Source organism: Piscinibacter gummiphilus, assembly GCF_002116905.1.
Lineage (GTDB): Bacteria > Pseudomonadota > Gammaproteobacteria > Burkholderiales > Burkholderiaceae_C > Rhizobacter > Rhizobacter gummiphilus.
Genome location: NZ_CP015118.1, coordinates 421,750 through 437,757, shown reverse-complemented (window position 1 = coordinate 437,757; position 16,008 = coordinate 421,750). Strand labels below are relative to the sequence as shown.

18 protein-coding genes are annotated in these 16,008 nt (G+C 70.4%); 11 read left to right on the top strand and 7 right to left on the bottom strand.

The genetic code is table 11. The annotated features are described in order from the left end of the window. Positions 1 to 59: 59 nt before the first annotated feature. Positions 60 to 971 (bottom strand): LysR family transcriptional regulator, encoded by a 912-nt coding sequence (locus A4W93_RS01860; RefSeq protein ID WP_085748996.1) that lies wholly within the window; start codon positions 969 to 971, stop codon positions 60 to 62. Positions 972 to 1,327: 356 nt separating this feature from the next. On the opposite strand from A4W93_RS01860, the gene A4W93_RS01855 reads away from it, so the two are divergent. From A4W93_RS01855 to A4W93_RS01805, 11 genes are read left to right on the top strand one after another with little or no spacing between them, the layout of a single operon-like run. After that, on the top strand, positions 1,328 to 2,353 hold the full coding sequence (locus A4W93_RS01855; protein WP_085748995.1) for an ABC transporter substrate-binding protein: 1,026 nt from the start codon (positions 1,328 to 1,330) through the stop codon (positions 2,351 to 2,353). Then, the gene (locus A4W93_RS01850) at positions 2,350 to 3,165 is read left to right on the top strand and encodes a cysteine hydrolase family protein (protein WP_085748994.1); all 816 of its coding nucleotides are present in this window, start codon (positions 2,350 to 2,352) and stop codon (positions 3,163 to 3,165) included. The genes A4W93_RS01855 and A4W93_RS01850 overlap by 4 nt, the downstream gene beginning before the upstream one ends. Then, positions 3,162 to 4,181: an ABC transporter substrate-binding protein gene (locus A4W93_RS01845; protein ID WP_085748993.1), complete on the top strand. Its 1,020-nt coding sequence runs from the start codon at positions 3,162 to 3,164 to the stop codon at positions 4,179 to 4,181. Before A4W93_RS01850 ends, A4W93_RS01845 begins: the two co-directional genes overlap by 4 nt. A gap of 14 nt (positions 4,182 to 4,195) precedes the next feature. Continuing rightward, positions 4,196 to 4,987, top strand: coding sequence for an SDR family NAD(P)-dependent oxidoreductase (locus A4W93_RS01840; RefSeq protein WP_085748992.1), 792 nt, complete (start codon positions 4,196 to 4,198; stop codon positions 4,985 to 4,987). Positions 4,988 to 5,000: 13 nt separating this feature from the next. Then, the gene (gene allB / locus A4W93_RS01835) at positions 5,001 to 6,467 is read left to right on the top strand and encodes an allantoinase AllB (RefSeq protein ID WP_085748991.1); all 1,467 of its coding nucleotides are present in this window, start codon (positions 5,001 to 5,003) and stop codon (positions 6,465 to 6,467) included. Beyond that, a complete protein-coding gene (atzD, locus tag A4W93_RS01830) occupies positions 6,464 to 7,558 on the top strand; it encodes a cyanuric acid amidohydrolase (RefSeq protein ID WP_085748990.1) in 1,095 nt (364 codons plus the stop codon). The genes allB and atzD overlap by 4 nt, the downstream gene beginning before the upstream one ends. Beyond that, positions 7,555 to 8,385, top strand: coding sequence for an ABC transporter ATP-binding protein (locus A4W93_RS01825; protein ID WP_085748989.1), 831 nt, complete (start codon positions 7,555 to 7,557; stop codon positions 8,383 to 8,385). The genes atzD and A4W93_RS01825 overlap by 4 nt, the downstream gene beginning before the upstream one ends. 8 nt (positions 8,386 to 8,393) lie before the next feature. Beyond that, positions 8,394 to 9,167: an ABC transporter permease gene (locus A4W93_RS01820; protein WP_169726497.1), complete on the top strand. Its 774-nt coding sequence runs from the start codon at positions 8,394 to 8,396 to the stop codon at positions 9,165 to 9,167. 7 nt (positions 9,168 to 9,174) lie between these two features. After that, on the top strand, positions 9,175 to 9,765 hold the full coding sequence (locus A4W93_RS01815) for an LOG family protein (RefSeq protein WP_085748987.1): 591 nt from the start codon (positions 9,175 to 9,177) through the stop codon (positions 9,763 to 9,765). A gap of 11 nt (positions 9,766 to 9,776) precedes the next feature. Then, positions 9,777 to 10,184, top strand: a complete 408-nt coding sequence (locus A4W93_RS01810) for a DUF3830 family protein (protein ID WP_085748986.1) — start codon at positions 9,777 to 9,779, stop codon at positions 10,182 to 10,184. Continuing rightward, positions 10,181 to 11,683, top strand: a complete 1,503-nt coding sequence (locus tag A4W93_RS01805; protein ID WP_085748985.1) for an amidohydrolase family protein — start codon at positions 10,181 to 10,183, stop codon at positions 11,681 to 11,683. Before A4W93_RS01810 ends, A4W93_RS01805 begins: the two co-directional genes overlap by 4 nt. Before the next feature lie 71 nt (positions 11,684 to 11,754). On the opposite strand, the gene A4W93_RS01800 is transcribed toward A4W93_RS01805, so the two are convergent. The 6 genes from A4W93_RS01800 to A4W93_RS01775 are packed head-to-tail and all read right to left on the bottom strand — an operon-like array spanning position 11,755 to position 16,005. Next, positions 11,755 to 12,555 carry an SDR family NAD(P)-dependent oxidoreductase gene (locus A4W93_RS01800; RefSeq protein ID WP_085748984.1) on the bottom strand — a complete coding sequence of 267 codons (801 nt, stop codon included), beginning with the start codon at positions 12,553 to 12,555 and terminating at the stop codon, positions 11,755 to 11,757. Position 12,556: 1 nt separating this feature from the next. Next, positions 12,557 to 13,423: a phytanoyl-CoA dioxygenase family protein gene (locus A4W93_RS01795; protein WP_085748983.1), complete on the bottom strand. Its 867-nt coding sequence runs from the start codon at positions 13,421 to 13,423 to the stop codon at positions 12,557 to 12,559. 40 nt (positions 13,424 to 13,463) lie between these two features. Continuing rightward, positions 13,464 to 14,276, bottom strand: a complete 813-nt coding sequence (locus A4W93_RS01790; RefSeq protein ID WP_085748982.1) for a putative hydro-lyase — start codon at positions 14,274 to 14,276, stop codon at positions 13,464 to 13,466. Further along, complete coding sequence (locus A4W93_RS29435; RefSeq protein ID WP_099959841.1) at positions 14,273 to 14,974, bottom strand: energy transducer TonB; 702 nt, start codon at positions 14,972 to 14,974, stop codon at positions 14,273 to 14,275. Before A4W93_RS29435 ends, A4W93_RS01790 begins: the two co-directional genes overlap by 4 nt. 10 nt (positions 14,975 to 14,984) lie before the next feature. Then, positions 14,985 to 15,395 (bottom strand): ExbD/TolR family protein, encoded by a 411-nt coding sequence (locus tag A4W93_RS01780; protein ID WP_085748981.1) that lies wholly within the window; start codon positions 15,393 to 15,395, stop codon positions 14,985 to 14,987. Between the two features lie 13 nt (positions 15,396 to 15,408). Next, on the bottom strand, positions 15,409 to 16,005 hold the full coding sequence (locus tag A4W93_RS01775; protein ID WP_085748980.1) for a MotA/TolQ/ExbB proton channel family protein: 597 nt from the start codon (positions 16,003 to 16,005) through the stop codon (positions 15,409 to 15,411). Positions 16,006 to 16,008: the final 3 nt, after the last annotated feature.

Sequence of the window (16,008 nt, the reverse complement as noted above, 5' to 3'; positions counted from 1 at the left end):
GAAGATCGTCATCCGGGGTCCCCGTGCGTATCGTCAGTTCCGACGATTCGGAACCGGTGTCACGCCTCTGCCGGCGCCATGTCCATCTCCTGCAACGCCGCCATCAGGTGTTCCCCGAATGCATGCGCGATCACCGGCAGTTGACGCCCGCGCAAACGCGCGAGCACGAGGCGGCCGTGCGGGAACTGGCGGTCCTCCAGCGGCAGCGTGACCAGCTCGCCGCCGTCCGTCACTGCCCCCACCGCGATCTGGAAGGTGATGGCCTGCCCGTGGTACAGGCAGCCGCGCAGGAACTCGAACGAGTTGCTCTCGACCATCGGCTGCAGCTTCAGTGAACTGCGGGCGAGGAACTGCTCGATGAGCTGGCGGCCCGCGATGTCGCGGTTGGGCAGCACGAGCGGGTAGCCCGCGCAGTCGCGCAGGCGCACGCCGGTGCGGCCGGCGAGCGGGTGGTCGCGGTGCATCACGGCCACCAGCTGCTGGTCGAACGCGGCGAGCACTTCGATGTCGGCCTCGGGGGCGAGGTTGAAGACGAGCGCGAGGTCGGCATCGTACGCACGCAGCGCCTCGAGCGCCTGGTGGTGGTCGCCGATGCGCACCGCGTAGCCCGCGAGCGGATGGGCGTCGCGGAAGCGGGCGACCACCGCCGGCAGCAGCGCGGGCGCGAGCGCCTGGCTGGCGACCAGGCTCACGCGGCCGCGCCGCAGGCCCTTCAGCTCCTCGATCTGCGAGCGCACCTCGTCCAGCTCGGCGGTGCGCCCGCGGATGTACCGCACGAAGAGCTCGCCGGCCGTGGTGAGCCGCATGCCCCGCGGCAAGCGCTCGAAGATGGGCGTGCCGAGTTCGTCCTCCAGGTCGAGGATGCGGCGGTTCACCGCGGACGGGGCCACGTGCAGGCGTTCGGCCGCCTGGCGGATGGAGCCGGCGCGCGCGACCTCGTCGACGTAGCGCAGGAAGCGGAGGTGGTTCATGGAACCGGGCCCAAGCAGGTTCGGTGCCGGGTGTTGCCGAGGCGGCAACGGTCGACCGCGATTCCGCGCCTGATCCGCAACGGTGCGTGTGCCACGGGACCGTGCGGCGGCGCGCCCTTTTGGCGCACGTTCGCGCGCGGACCGCACGCGGCGGAGCGGTCACGATTGGGCTCCGGACGCTGCAGTGCCCCGTTCCAGGCCCCGTCCGCGACATCACCCCCGTGCGCCGCCACCCATGAGAACCGGCCTCGTGTTGCCGCATCGGCAACGGTGCATCGCGAAAACGGCATGGCGCGGACACGCTGTCCGGCACGCAGGGTGCAAGAGACCGACCACTTGCCACCGCCGGAGTCCCCATGTCCCGAGTCCTCTGTTCCCTGCTGGCCTGTGCCGCGCTGCTCGCCGGCGCGCCGGCCCGCGCGCAGGAAACCACCCCGATCAAGTTCGTGCTCGACTGGAAGTTCCAGGGCATCCACGCGTGGTACTTCCTCGCGAAGGAACGCGGCTACTTCGCGCAGGAGAAGGTCGACGTATCGTTCGACCAGGGCGATGGCTCGGCGAGCGCCGTGACGAAAGTGATGGCCGGCACGTACCAGGCCGCGTTCGGTGACCTGAACGCCATCGTGCAGAACGCCGCCGCGTCGCGCCCCAACGTGCCCGTGATGGTCTACATGATCTACAACCGCGCGCCGTTCGCGATCATGGCGAAGGCCTCGGGGCCCATCCGTTCGCTGAAGGACCTGGAAGGCCGCAACGTCGGGTCGCCGGCCGGCGGCGCCGCGATGAAGATGTTCCCGGCGCTCGCCGAGCGCAGCGGCATCGACACCACGAAGGTGTCGTGGACGAACATGGCGCCCAACCTGCAGGAGCAGATGCTGCTGCAGGGCCAGGTCGACGCCTCGGCCGTGTTCTCGGTCACGGCCTACATGAACCTCGTGGCGCAGCGCGTCGACCCCGACAAGGACATCCGCTGGTTCCACTACGCCGACAACGGCATCGCGCTGTACGGCAACGGCGTGCTCGTGTCGCCGCAGCTGCTCAAGGACAAGCCGGAGGCCGTGGCCGGCCTCGTGCGCGCGATCCACAAGGGCCTGCGCGACACGGTCGCCGACCCCGATGCCGCGATCGAGGCCCTCGCGAAGCAGGAGCCGCTGGTCAACAAGGCGATCGAGAAGCGCCGCCTGCTCTACGCGCTGCAGAACGTGGTGCTGACGCCCGAGGCCGCGCGCCGCGGCGTGGGTGACGTGGACGACGAACGCCTGCGCCTGGCCATCGGCCAGGTGAAGGAGGCCTTCGAGCTGGCGCGTGCGCCGGCTCCGTCCGACGTGTTCGACCGCCGCTTCCTGCCCCCGCTGGCCGACCGCCAGCTGCGCCTGAAATGAACGACCGCCTGCGCTTCGGCCCCGCCCCGCACAACGCGTGGACGTGGTCGCCCGACGGCGTGAGCCTCGTGCGCGAGGCCCGCACGCCTCGCCCGGTGCGGCTCGCCACGCAGGACGACATGGTCGAGATCGACGTGGTGCGCAGCGCGCTGATCGTCGTCGACATGCAGAACGACTTCTGCCACCCCGAGGGCTGGTTCGGCCAGAAGGGCGTGTCGATGAAGGCCACGCGCAAGCCGATCCCGACGATCGCCGAACTGCTGCCCGCATGGCGGCATGCCGGTGGCCAGGTGGTGTGGCTCAACTGGGGCGTCCGCGCCGACACGCTGAACCTGAGCCCGCTCGTGCAGTTCAAGGCCTCGCGCCCCGGCGCCGACGGCCAGCCCGGCGTGGGCTACGGCGACGTCTCGCCACTCGACCACGGCCCGAGCGTCGTGCCCGGCTCGTGGGGCGCGCAGGTGGTGGACGACCTGCCCGTCGACCCGGCCGACATCACCGTGTTCAAGCACCGCCTGAGCGGCTTCTGGGACAACGAGCTCGACTCGATCCTGCGCCAGCAAGGCATCACGACGCTGCTGTTCGCGGGTGTCAACACCGACCGCTGCGTGTTCTCGACGCTGCAGGACGCGGCCTTCCTCGGCTACGACTGCGTGCTGCTGAAGGACGCGTGCGGCACCCCGTCGCCCGCGTACGTCACGCGCGCCATCCATTTCCTCGTCGAGAAGCTCCACGGGTTCGTGGCTTCCGCCGATTCGCTGATCCCCGCCCTCGTGCGCACCCCCAAGCCCTCCTCCCGAAAGGAAACTCGATGAAACCCGTCCGCTGGCTGACCGCCCTCGCCACCGCCGCCGCGATGCTCCCCGCCGTCGCCTTCGCCGACACCCCGATCAAGGTCGTGCTGAACTGGAAGTACCAGGGCCCGCAGGCCTGGTTCTTCGTCGCGCAGGACAAGGGCTACTTCAAGGCCGAGGGCCTCGACGTGACGATCGACCAGGGCGAGGGTTCGGCCGCGTCGATCACGAAGGTGGCCGCGGGCGCCTACCAGGCCGGCTTCGGCGACATCAACGCGGTGATCGACCTCGCGGCCAAGCGCCCGGCCGACGCGCCCGTGGCCGTATACATGCTCTACAACACCCCGCCCTTCACCATCGTCGTGAAGAAGGACAGCCCGATCCGCACTGCGAAGGACCTGGAAGGCAAGACGCTCGGCGCCCCGGCCAACGACGGCGCGCTCAAGCTCTTCCCCGCGTTCGCGAAGGCCGCGAAGGTGGACCCGAGCAAGGTCTCGATCAGCAACATGGCCCCGAACCTGCGTGAGCAGATGCTGATGCGCGGCCAGGTCGACGGCGTGTTCGGCTACATCAACACCATCGCGTTCAGCGCCCGCCTCGTGGGCCTCGACCCCGAGAAGGACCTGCGCTTCATCAACTACGGCGACAACGGCCTCGACCTGTACTCGAACGCCGTGGTGTTCTCGCGCGCGTTCGTGAAGGAGAACCCGAAGGCCGTCACCGGCTTCCTGAAGGCGCTGAACCGCGCCATCAACGACTCGCTCGCGAACCCCGAGATGGCGATGGATTCGGTGATGAAACGCGAGCCGCTGCTCAAGCGCGACATCGAGCGCGACCGCCTCGCCGCCACGCTGAAGGACGAGATGAACCACCCCGAGATCGCGAAGATCGGCCTCGGCGACATCGACACCGCCCGCCTGACCCGTTCGATCGGTGTCGTGGTGGAAGCCAACCAGCTGGCCCGCACGCCCACCGCCGCCGAGGTCTTCGACCGCAGCTTCCTGCCGGCCCGCGCCGACCGCGCCAGCAAACTCTGAAAGGACTCCCCGCCATGAAACTGAAACTGACCGACAAGGTGGTGGTGATCACCGGCCCCGCCAAGGGCATGGGCCGCGCGGTGACGCTCGCCTTCGCCGAGGAAGGCTGCAAGCTCGTGCTGGCCGGCCGAGACACGGCCGCGATCGAACCGGTGGCCGCCGAGGCCCGCGCGATGGGCGTGCCCGCCGTCGTGGTGGCCTGCGACCTGACCGACGACACGCAGACCGAGGCCCTCGCGAAACACGCGCTGGAGGCCTTCGGCCAGATCGACGTGCTGGTCAACGTGGCCGGCGGCTCCGGCCCCATCGGCAAGACCGGCTGGGAAACCACGGCGGCCGAGTTCAACGAAATCGTCGAGCTGAACATGACCGGCTGCTTCAACACGATGCACGCCGTGCTGCCGTCGATGATCGCGCGCAAGAGCGGCAAGATCGTCAACGTGGGCGGCACCTTCGGCATGCGCGGCCGCGCCGGCCGCACCGCGTACTCGGCCTCGAAGTGGGGCCTGCGCGGCATCACGAAGAGCTTCGCGCTGGAAGCCGGCCCCCACAACATCAACGTCAACTGCGTCGCCCCCGGCATGGTGGACGGCCCGCGCTTCCGCGAGAAGGTCTGCGCGAACATGGCCAAGAAGCTCGGCATCACGCTCGAGGAAGCGATGGAACGCCACGCGGCCGACTACGCGCTCAAGCGCGTGTCGCAGGACGAGGACATCGCCAACGCCTGCCTGTTCCTCGCGAGCGACGTCTCGCGCCAGGTCACCGGCGTCGACCTCCCGGTCGACGGCGGCTGGGCCATGCTCTGAAGGAGACGACGACATGAGCAACGTGGACCTCGTCATCCGGGGCGGCAAGATCGTCTCGCCCGAACAGATCATCGACGCGTCGATCGCCATCGACGGCGGCCGCATCGTCGCCATCGGCCACGACGACCTGATGCCCTCGGCCAGGACGGAACTGCGCGCCGACGGCCTGCACCTGCTGCCCGGCGCCATCGACAGCCATGTGCACTTCCGCGACCCGGGTTATCCGCACAAGGAGACGTGGAAGAGCGGTTCGGCCGCCGCGGCCTGCGGCGGCGTGACCACCGTGTTCGACATGCCCAACACGAAGCCGGCCACCGGCACCGTGGAGGCGCTGCAGATGAAGCTGCGCGCCGCCGAAGCGTCGTACGTGGACTTCGGCATCCACGCGCTGCTGGGCGACGAGACCATCGACCGGCTGGAGGACCTGCTGGACGCCGGCGCCACGAGTTTCAAGGCCTTCGTCGGCAACACCTTCGGCAACCTGCCCGCGCCCACCGACGGCGCACTGCTCGAAGGGTTCGAGATCCTCGCGCCGCTGGGCATCCGCACCGTGGTGCACGCCGAGAACTCGTCGATCATGGCCCGCCGCCAGGGCCGCCTCGAAGCCGCCGGCCGCAACGACGCGTGGGCGCACCTCGCCGCGCGCCCGGCCGTCGCCGAGATCGAGGCCATCGGGCGCGTGCTGACACTCGCCGAATGGACCGGCGCCCGTGTGCACATCGCCCACCACAGCGCGGCCGACTCGCTGTTCGTGCTGCGCGACGCGAAGCGCCGCGGCGTCGATGTGACGGTGGAGACCTGCCCGCAGTACCTGCTGCTGCACACCGGCGACATGACCCGCCTGGGTGGCATCCTGCGCCTGAACCCGCCCATCCGCGAGGAACGCCACCACCAGCCGCTGTGGGACGCGCTGATGGACGGCACGATCGACATGATCGCCACCGACCACGCGCCCCACACGCCAGAGGAAAAGACGCGCGAGAGCATCTGGGCCTGCGACTGCGGCTTCCCCGGCGTCGAGACCCAGATGTCGATCATGCTGACCGAGGTGAACCGCCAGCGTGCCTCGCTGATGGACTACGTCAAGTGGAGCGCGGTGGCGCCGGCGAAGGCGTGGGGCCTGTACGGCACGAAGGGTGTGCTCGCGCCGGGCGCCGACGCCGACATCGCGATCGTCGACATGAACGCCAAGGGCATCCTGTCGCAAGGCAAGCTGCAGTCGATCAGCAAGATCTCGCCGTGGCACGGCCGTCCGGTGATGGGCCACCCGCTGCACACGCTGGTGCGCGGCCGCTTCGTGATGCGCGACGGCAAGCTGGTGGAAGATGCTGCCGGCTGGGGCAAGTCGATCAAGACCGTGCAGCGCATGCCCACGCCGCGCCCGCGCAACACCGAACACCGCATCAGCGCCGTGCTGGCCACACCCGAAGGTGCGCCGCGCGCCGACGTGGCGAAGTTCACCAACGGGGACCTCACATGAGGCATCAGGCCGTCGAGGTGTGCCGGGTGCCGTGCCGCGGGCCTGGCGATCTGTCCGGGGTTCAGGCCCTGGCGGACGCGGGTCGGCTCGTGGCCGCCGACATCGTCGCGGTGATGGGGAAAACCGAGGGCAACGGCTGCGTCAACGATCACACGCGCGAGTACGCGAGCGTGGCGTGGTGCCACTGGCTGGCCGGCCAGCTCGGGTGTTCTCCCACGGAAGCCGGCGAACGCGTGGCGCTCGTGATGTCGGGGGGCACCGAGGGTGTGCTGTCCCCCCACTTCACCGTCTTCACGCGGCGCTGGATCGACGGCCCCGCGCCGGCCGGTCCCAAGCGCCTCGTGATCGGCACCGCGCAGACGCGCGACTTCGCACCCCACGAGCTGGGCCGCGCCGCGCAGGTGGACGCCACGGCCGAGGCCGTGCGCGAGGCGATGCGCGAGGCCGGCATCGACACGGCCGCCGACGTGCACTTCGTGCAGGTCAAGTGCCCGCTGCTGACTTCCTCCGCCGTCCAGCGGTCGGTGGATACCGGTCTGGAGCCGGTCACGCGCGACACCTACGAATCCATGGGCTACTCGCGTGGCGCCTCGTCGCTGGGCATCGCGGTGGCCTTGCGCGAGGTGCCGCGCGACGCCGTCACCGACGACGTGGTGCTGCGCGACTTCTCGCTGTACTCGGGCCGGGCGTCGGCGTCGGCCGGCATCGAACTCGACCACAACGTGGTGATCGTGCTCGGCGAGGCCGCGGGCGCCGCGTCGCCGTACCGCATCGCCCACACGGTGATGAGCGACGCGATCGACGGCCGGGCCGTGTCGGGTCTGCTGGCCGCATTCGGCGAACCCGGCCGCCTCGTCAACCTGCTGGCCAAGGCCGAGGCGAGCCCCGACGGCCGGGTGCGCGGCGAACGCCACACGATGCTCAACGACTCGGACATCAACGCGACGCGCCACGCCCGCGCGGCGGTGGGCGGCGTGCTGGCGTCCCTCGCCGGCCACACCGCGCTGTACGTGTCCGGCGGCGCCGAACACCAGGGCCCCGCCGGCGGCGGCCCGGTGGCCGCCATCCTTCACCTCGGAGACCCCGCATGACCTCACCGATCATCGACCTCGCCGACGTCACCGTGCGCTACGGCGCCAACGGCACGCTGGCCCTCTCGTCGACCGACCTGCGCATCGAGCAGGGCGAGTTCGTGGCCCTCGTGGGGCCGAGCGGCTGCGGCAAGTCCACCATCCTGAAGCTCGTGGCCGGGCTGCTGCAGCCCAGCTCCGGTGGACTGATCGTGGCGGGCCGCGAGAGCCCCGCGGGCGCCGTGCGCATCGGCCTCGCGTTCCAGAATCCGACGATGATGCCGTGGCTCAACATCCGCGACAACGTGATGATCCCGCTGAAGATCGTCGAGCCCTTCCGGCAGGACTACGCGCGCAAGAAGCGCGGCGAATACGCCGAACGCGCCGAGGCGCTGCTCGCGCAGGTGGGTCTGGCCGGCATGGGCGACAAGCGCCCGTGGCAGCTGTCGGGCGGCATGCTGCAGCGGGCCTCGCTGTGCCGTGCGCTGATCCACGAACCCCAGCTGCTGCTGCTCGACGAACCGTTCGGTGCGCTGGATTCGTTCACGCGCGAGGAGCTGTGGTCGCTGACCCAGCAGCTGTGGCTCGACAAGAAGCCCACCGTGCTGCTGGTGACCCACGACCTGCGCGAAGCCGCGTACCTCGCCACGCGCATCTGCGTGATGACCTCGCGCCCGGGCCGCATCCTCGAAGACCGCGCGGTCGACTTCCCCCGCCCGCGCACGCTCGAGATGAGCTACGCGCCCGAGTTCGCATCGCTCGTGCAGGCGCTGCGCATGCGCATCGCCGAGGCGCGCACGGCACCGGTGGCGCTCGTTCCCACCCAACCCGAGAAGGTGGCCGCATGAGCGCCGCGATGTCCCCCAAGCTGCGGCAACGCCTGCTGTCCACCTCCGCCCTCGTGGGCTTTTTCGTGCTGTGGGAGATGGCCTGCGTCGCGAGCGGCGTCTCGGACCTGATCCTGCCCCGCCCCTCGCAGATCGCGCACGTGCTGTACGAGAAGCTGCCGCTGCTGTGGCCGCACGCGGTGCAGACGCTCAACACCACGCTCGCGGGCTTCGCGCTCGGCGTGGTGATCGGCATCCTGCTCGGGCTGCTGATCGGCTCGTCGCGCACCGCGTACGACGTGGCCTACCCGCTGCTCGTCGGGTTCTCCAGCATCCCGAAGGTGGCCGTGGTGCCCATCTTCGTCGTGTGGTTCGGCTCGGGCACGGTGCCCGCGATCCTCACGTCGATGGTCATCAGCATCTTCCCCGTGGTGGTGAACGTGGCCACCGGCCTCGCCAACACCGAACCGGAGCTGGAGGACGTGCTGAAGGTGCTGGGCGCGAAGAAGCGCGACATCCTGTGGAACGTGTCGCTGCCGCGCGCGCTGCCGTACCTGTTCGCGTCGCTGAAGATCGCGATCACGCTCGCCTTCGTCGGCACGGTGCTCGCCGAGACGGTGGCCTCGAACAAGGGCATCGGCAACCTGATGATGATCGCGAGCGGCAACTTCGACGTGCCGATGGTGTTCGCCGGTCTCGTGATCCTGGCGGTGCTGGGCGTCATCCTGTACGCCATCTCGTCGTGGGTGGAACTGCGGATGACCGGCTGGGCGCAGCGCAAGAACGACCTGGCGATGGGATGATGCGCACATGACTGCACTGACAACCGTCGCCGTGTTCTGCGGCTCCAACTTCGGCGTGTCCCCGGCCTATGCCGAGGCCGCCGCCGCCCTCGGCCGCACGCTGGCCGCGCGGGACATCGGCCTCGTCTACGGAGGCACGACCAAGGGCCTGATGGGTGTGGTGGCCGACGCCGTGCTCGAGGCCGGCGGCCGGGTCACCGGCGTGATCAACCAGCGCCTGTTCGACCGCGGCCACCTGCATCCGAAGCTCACCGCCCACGAGGTGGCCGTGTCGATGCGCGAACGCAAGGCCCGCATGGCCGACCTCGCCGACGCCTTCATCGCGCTGCCCGGCGGGCTGGGCACGCTCGAAGAGCTGCTGGAAGCCGCCACGCTGACGCAGCTGGGCGACCACACCAAGGCCTGCGGCGTGCTCAACGTGCGCGGCTTCTACGAGCCGCTGCGCGCGCTGCTCGCCACCGCGACGGACGAGGGGTTCATGAAGCCGGAACACCGCGACATGATGGTGATCGAACCCGACCCCGCCGCCCTGCTCGACGCCCTCGCCGCCTGGCAGGCCCCCACCGTCACCAAGTGGATCGGACAACCCGGTTCCTGAAGAGAATTCCCATGACACGCATCCAGATGACCGCCGGCGGCCACCGCTTCGTCGCCGAGACCCACCCCGACGCCCCGAAGACCGTCGCCGCCTTCCTGAAGCTGCTGCCGTACCGGCAGAAGCTGATCCACGTGCGCTGGAGCGGCGAAGGCTGCTGGATCCCGATGGGCGACTTCGAACTCGGCGTGGGCTACGAGAACCACACGAGCCACCCGTCGGTGGGCGACATCCTGTTCTACCCGGGCGGCTACAGCGAGACCGAGATCATCCTCGCGTACGGCAGCTGCAGCTTCTCCAGCAAGATGGGGCAGCTCGCGGGCAACCACTTCCTCACCATCGTCGAAGGCAAGGAGAACCTGCGCGCGCTGGGCGTGAAGACGCTGTGGGAAGGTGCGCAGGACGTGGAGTTCTCGCTGTGAAGGGCCGCCTGCTGATCGAAGGGGGCCTGGTCGTCACGGACGCGTCCAGCGCGCCGCGCCACGCCGACATCCTCGTCGAGGACGGTCTCGTCCAGGCGCTCACCTCCCCCGGCGCCTCCGGGGTCGACGCCGCCGTGCCACGCCTCGACGCCACCGACCGCCTCGTGATGCCCGGCCTCGTCAACGGCCACACGCACGCGCACGGCGGCCTCGGCCGCGGTGCCGTGGAAGACGTCGCGCTCGAAGGGTTCCTTGCCGCATCGCCCGCCATCAACGGGCACCGCGGCCTCGACGACCTCGCGCTCAGCGCCACGCTGACCGGGGTCGAACTGCTGCGCAAGGGCTGCACGGCCCTCTTCGACATGACGACGCAGTTCCCGCTGCCCACCGTCGAGGGCCTGCACGCGGTGGCCGGCGCCTACGCGCGCCTCGGCATCCGCGCGGTGGTCTCACCGATGCTGGCCGACCGCACGCTGTACCAGGCCTACCCGGAACTGCTGGCCTCGCTCCCCGAGCCGCTGCGCGCCGGCGCGGCCGCGCTGAAGGGCGCGTCGCCGGCCGACAACCTCGCCGCGGTGGACGCCGCCGCGCGCGACTGGCCGTTCGATCCGTCGCGCGTGCGCCTCGGCATCGCCCCCACGATCCCGCTGCACTGCTCCGACGAGTTCATGCGCGGCTGCGCCCGGCTCTCCGAGACCTGGAACCTGCCGATGCAGACGCACCTGGCCGAAAGCAAGATGCAGGCGGTGTTCGGCGAGCAGCGCTACGGCAAGAGCCTCGTCGCGCACCTCGCCGACATCGGCCTGCTGGGCCCGCGCCTGAGCACGGCCCACGCCATCTGGATCGGCGACGAGGACATCGAGATCCTTGCGAAGGCGGACGTCACCGCGATCCACAACCCCCTGAGCAACCTGCGGCTGGGCTCCGGCATCGCGCCGGTGCGGCGCATGCTTGAACGGGGCCTGCGCGTGGGCGTGGGCAGCGACGGCGCGAACACGTCGGACACCCAGAACCTCTTCGAGGCCACGCGCCTGGCCGCCTTCCTCTCGCGCGTGATGAGCGCCGACGAGGACCGCTGGATCGACGCGGCCGAGGCGCTGCACATGGCCACCGAAGGCAGCGCCCACGCGCTCGGCTGGGGCGACCGCCTCGGCCGCATCGCCCCGGGCCGCGAGGCCGACCTCGTGCTGCTCGACCTGTCCCAGCCCATCTACGTGCCGCTGCGACACGCGGTGCGCCAGGTGGTGCACGGCGAGAACGGCGCGGCGATCGACCGTGTGCTCGTCGGCGGCGAGGTGGTGGTGGCCGGCGGCAAGGTGCTGACGGTGGACGAGGCCGCGCTGCGCCGCGAGGCCCAGGCCGCGGCCGACCGGCTCGACGCGCTGAACGCCGAGGGCCGGAACCTGGCGCAGGCGATGCGGCCGTGGGTGAGTGCGTTCTGCTGCGGGGTGGGGAAGTCGCCGTTCCACCTGCATGGCGGGCGGCAGGTGGCGGGCTGAGCCTCACGAAAGATAAACGGTCACCCCGGCGCAGGCCGGGATGACGGGTGCTTTCGAGTTCGTCCGGGTTGTCAGACGATCACCCCCCCATCCACCACGATCTCCTGCCCCGTGATGTTCCGACCGCCCTCCCCCGCGAGGAAGCGCACGGTGGCCACCACGTCGGACGTCTCGTTCGGCCGCTTGAGCGCCATGCCCATCGCGTGGACATAGCGGTCGAGCACCTCCTCCTCGCTCACGCCCTCCGCCTCGGCCTGCTCGGCCCAGCGCTTGCGCATGCGGTCGACGGCGATGGCGCCCGGCGCCACGACGTTCGCGGTGACCCCGTGGGCGCCGACCTCCAGCGCCGCGCTGCGCGTGAGGCCGCGCAACGCCCACTTCGACGTCGCGTAGCTCGCACGCCCCGCCCGGCCGCGCATGCCGTGGGTGCCGCCGATGTTGATGACCCGCCCGTTGCCCTGCCGGCACATCACCGGCAGCAGGTGGGTCATCGTGAGGAACGGGCCGCGCAGGTTCGTCGCCATCACGGCGTCGAAGTCGCCCAGCTGCAGCTCGCCCACCGGGTCACCCAACGGGCCCGGGATGCCGGCGGCGTTGACCAGCACGTCGGCGCGCCCGCCCGACCAGGCGAGGAACACCTGCAGCGCGCCGGCGACTGCCTGTTCATCGCGCACGTCGGCGGTCAGCACGCAAGCCCGGCGGCCCAGCTGGCGGATGCGGTCGGCGGTGGCTTCGAGCGCGTCCGTGCGGCGGCCCAGCACTCCGACGTCGCAGCCGTCCTCGGCGAGGGCGATGGCGACGTCGCGGCCGGTGCCGCTGCTCGCGCCGGTAACGAGGGCGACGGGACGGACCGTGTCGGCAATCGTGTTCATGTCAGGCCACCTTGTCGAACTGGCGTTCGCGGGCGAGCGCCTGGGCCTTGTAGATCGAGCTGCCGGCCCGCGACGGGAACGGCAGCTTGATGACGTTGGGCTCGGTGCGCACGGCACTCGTGGCCGGGCCGGTCAGCAGCCGGCTGTTGTATTCCGCCCAGTCCACGTCGTAGAACAGCGGGAAGGCATCGCTCGCGGCGTACTCGAGGAACAGGATGCGGCGCTGCTTGCCGGACCGGTTCGATCCCGAGCCGTGCATCGTCATCGGGTGGTGGATCGACACCGTGCCGGCGGGACCCACGAGCGACGCCGCCTTCGACAGATCGACCTTCTGCTGCACGACGTCCACCGCGCCGACGAAGCCGAACTCCGGGTCGTGGTGTTCGAGCAGCGGGCCCTTGTGGCTGCCGGGCAGCACCTGCATCGCGCCGTTCTCGAGTGAGACGTCGTCCATCATCACCGAGGCCACGCAGGTGGACATGTTCGTGTGCGGCGCGAAGGCCCAGTCCTGGTGCCACTCCAGCGGCGATCCCGCGCGGGCCGCCTTCATGTTGATCTTGCTGTGGCTCAGCCGGACGTTCTCGCCGCAGATGCGCTGCACCAGGCCGAAGATGGCCGGGTGTTTCGCGAGCGCGAAGTAGAGCGGGTCGATGCGGTGCGGCTTCTTCAGGCGCTGCACGAGCGGCGCGTCGGGCGTGTGCCCGGCCTCGAAGTCGAACATCGCGTTTTCCTCGGTCAGGCCGCGCGCCTGGGCCGTGATGCGGTCCGTGGTGGCCTGCAGCTCGCGCACGTCGTCGGCGCTCAGCGCGCCGGGGATCAGCACGTAGCCTTCCTCCTGGTACTGCTGGTACATCTGTTCGGTGTTCATCGTTCGGTTCCTCGTCGTGTAGGGAAACGGCTCGCGGCCGTCATTCGGAAGGGGTCGCGCGCGCCATGTCGACCGGAAGGTCCGTCACGACCATGTGCGCCTTGAAGTGGGTGATGCACAGCGGCAACCGCGCCTGCAGCGCCGCCGTCTGGGCCGTGGCGCCGCAGGCCCAGAAGACGGGCAGTTCGTCGGCATGCAGCGTCTTGAGGCCGTGGCCGCCGTACGAGTCGGCCAGGTCGGCGATGCCGATCAGCGACGGGTCGCCGAGGTGCACCGGCTCGCCGTGGAATTCGGGGTAGTGGCGGGACACGCCGATGGCCCGGATGGCGTCGGCCGCGCGCAGCGCGCGCATCGACACCACCAGCGGGCCGCCGAACGGGCCCGCGGCGCGTGTGGCGATGCCGGTCTCGTACATCGCCGAGACGTTGCCTTCGTCGAGGTGGCGCAGCCGCACGCCGTGGTGCTGCAGCACACCCTCGAACGAAAACGAGCAGCCGAGCACGAAGGCCACCAGGTCGTCGCGCCAGACCGACGCGACCTCGCACGGCGTGTCCACCAGTTCGCCGCCGCGGAACACCATGTAGCCGCCGGTGTCGGTGCGCAGGTCGAGGTCCTCGCCCAGCGACGGGATGAACGGCGACCCCGGCCGGCTGCGGCCGAGCACCGGCAGTGCGCGCGGGTTCAGCGCGCAGTACGCCGCGAAGTCGTCGGCGTGGGCCGCGGGCACCACCATCAGGTTGCCCTGCACGTGGCGGCGGGCCACGGCGTTCGTGAAGCCGCGATACGCGCCGCTTCGGATCGCCGCGCGCACGGCCTTCGGCGAGTTCGTGTCGAAGTCGGGAACGGCGGTCATGGGGACACGAACTGCACGGTCACGGTGAAGGTGTGTTCATCCGAGCCGCCCCAGGCGTCGGCCGGCCAGGCCGGGTACTTGCCGTTGCGCACGATCTGCAGCGCCTGGCGGTCGAGGATCGGCGAACCGGACCCCTTCTCGATCTCGGCGTTCTTCAGCGAACCGTCGCGGCCGAGCGTGAAGCGCACGACACTCGACCCCTCGGGCCGCAGGCGGCGCGCGTCGCCCGACGTCGGGTACTCGGTGATGCCGCGGATGTACGTGCGCAGCCGGCCCACGTACCCCGCCTCCACGTTCGCCGTGTTCGGCGGTGGCGGCGCAGGGGGCGGAGGCACTGGTGCGGGCGGTGGCACCGGAGCCACCGGCTGCGGGGGCGGCGGAGGCGGCACTGGAACTGGGGACGGCGCGGGCGACGGCACGGGCGCGGGTGCCGGAGCCGGCGGCAATGGGCGGGGCGGCGGCGGTGTCTCCGGCTTCGGCGGCGGGGGTGGCGGGGGTGGCGGGGGTGGAGGCGGCGGGGGAACGACCTCGGGCGGCAGCTCGACGGCCTGCAGCGTCACCACCGGCGGGTCCTCCGGCGGCGGCGGGCTGGGTGCCATCGACGGCTTCGGCGCCAGCGCCATCGCCATCACGGCCGCCGCCGTCGCCAGCAGCGCGAAGCCGTTGGAGGCCCGTTCGAAAGGGTCGCGGATGCTCACGGTCGGGGGCTCACGTCTGGCGCTTGGTGACGATGGACGCGGCCGGCATGCCCGCGCTCTTGAGCTGGTCGAGCACCTCGACGAGCGTCTGCAGGTTCGAGCTGCCGTCGCCAGCGATGATGACCTTCGCCTGCTTCACGCCGGCGAGCGTCTTGAGCCTGCCCGCCACGTCCGCCATCGGGGTGGCCTGGCCGTCGACGTACACGGCACCGTCCTTGTCGACGGTGAGCGTGATGCGCAGCGGCTCGTCCTTGATCGGGTCGGGCTGGGCCGAACCGGGCAGCGCCACGTTCAGACCCAGCGCGGGCAGCACGTTGGTGCTGATGAGCACGAAGAACACCAGCAGGAACATCATCACGTCGATCATCGGAATGATCTCGATGCGCGCCTGGCGCTGCTTGCGTTGGGGGAAGGATCTCATCGCGGGCCTCCGCTCACTTGGTCGTTTCGAGCAGGAAGCTCTTGAAATCCTCGGTGATGCACTCGCCCAGGCGGTGCAGCACGTTGTGGCCGAGCAGGCCGTACAGCGCGGTACCGATGCCGATCGCGGTGGCGAACAGCGCCGAACCGATGCCGCGGCTGACCGCCGACGGGTCGGACACACCCCCCGCCGACAGGGCCTGGAACGTGTCCATGATCCCGAGGATCGTGCCCAGCAGGCCCAGCAGCGGAGCCGCCGTCACGATGGTGTCGAGGATCCACAGGCCGCGATTGATGCGGCCGTCGACGCGCAGGAACAGCGCGGCCGACAGGTCCTCGATGCGGTTGCGCGTGACGCTGCCCTTTCGCTGCACGTCCACGTACTCCTGCATCGACGTGGTGAGCACGTCGTTGCCGGGGGGCAGGTCGGGCAGCGGGCTGCTGGCGTCGGTGGCCACCGCGGAGGCGATGGCCTTCGCGATGCGCGTGCGGCGCGTGGTGAGGTACACGTAGTACACGAGCCGTTCGAGGATCACGAAGGTCAGGATGGCGATGCCCGCGTACAGCAGGTTGATCGTCGCGGCGTGCATGAAGTCCTGGCTGATGGACATGGC

What these genes read in the sequence shown, in the direction of transcription:
- A4W93_RS01800 (WP_085748984.1), bottom strand. Translation starts at nt 12,555, where the DNA reads ATGAACACGATTGCCGACACGGTCCGTCCCGTCGCCCTCGTTACCGGC.
- A4W93_RS01775 (WP_085748980.1), bottom strand. Translation starts at nt 16,005, where the DNA reads ATGTCCATCAGCCAGGACTTCATGCACGCCGCGACGATCAACCTGCTG.
- A4W93_RS01825 (WP_085748989.1), top strand. Translation starts at nt 7,555, where the DNA reads ATGACCTCACCGATCATCGACCTCGCCGACGTCACCGTGCGCTACGGC.
- A4W93_RS01815 (WP_085748987.1), top strand. Translation starts at nt 9,175, where the DNA reads ATGACTGCACTGACAACCGTCGCCGTGTTCTGCGGCTCCAACTTCGGC.
- A4W93_RS01795 (WP_085748983.1), bottom strand. Translation starts at nt 13,423, where the DNA reads ATGAACACCGAACAGATGTACCAGCAGTACCAGGAGGAAGGCTACGTG.
- A4W93_RS01845 (WP_085748993.1), top strand. Translation starts at nt 3,162, where the DNA reads ATGAAACCCGTCCGCTGGCTGACCGCCCTCGCCACCGCCGCCGCGATG.
- A4W93_RS01780 (WP_085748981.1), bottom strand. Translation starts at nt 15,395, where the DNA reads ATGAGATCCTTCCCCCAACGCAAGCAGCGCCAGGCGCGCATCGAGATC.
- allB (WP_085748991.1), top strand. Translation starts at nt 5,001, where the DNA reads ATGAGCAACGTGGACCTCGTCATCCGGGGCGGCAAGATCGTCTCGCCC.
- atzD (WP_085748990.1), top strand. Translation starts at nt 6,464, where the DNA reads ATGAGGCATCAGGCCGTCGAGGTGTGCCGGGTGCCGTGCCGCGGGCCT.
- A4W93_RS01820 (WP_169726497.1), top strand. Translation starts at nt 8,394, where the DNA reads ATGTCCCCCAAGCTGCGGCAACGCCTGCTGTCCACCTCCGCCCTCGTG.
- A4W93_RS01810 (WP_085748986.1), top strand. Translation starts at nt 9,777, where the DNA reads ATGACACGCATCCAGATGACCGCCGGCGGCCACCGCTTCGTCGCCGAG.
- A4W93_RS01850 (WP_085748994.1), top strand. Translation starts at nt 2,350, where the DNA reads ATGAACGACCGCCTGCGCTTCGGCCCCGCCCCGCACAACGCGTGGACG.
- A4W93_RS01855 (WP_085748995.1), top strand. Translation starts at nt 1,328, where the DNA reads ATGTCCCGAGTCCTCTGTTCCCTGCTGGCCTGTGCCGCGCTGCTCGCC.
- A4W93_RS01790 (WP_085748982.1), bottom strand. Translation starts at nt 14,276, where the DNA reads ATGACCGCCGTTCCCGACTTCGACACGAACTCGCCGAAGGCCGTGCGC.
- A4W93_RS01860 (WP_085748996.1), bottom strand. Translation starts at nt 971, where the DNA reads ATGAACCACCTCCGCTTCCTGCGCTACGTCGACGAGGTCGCGCGCGCC.
- A4W93_RS01840 (WP_085748992.1), top strand. Translation starts at nt 4,196, where the DNA reads ATGAAACTGAAACTGACCGACAAGGTGGTGGTGATCACCGGCCCCGCC.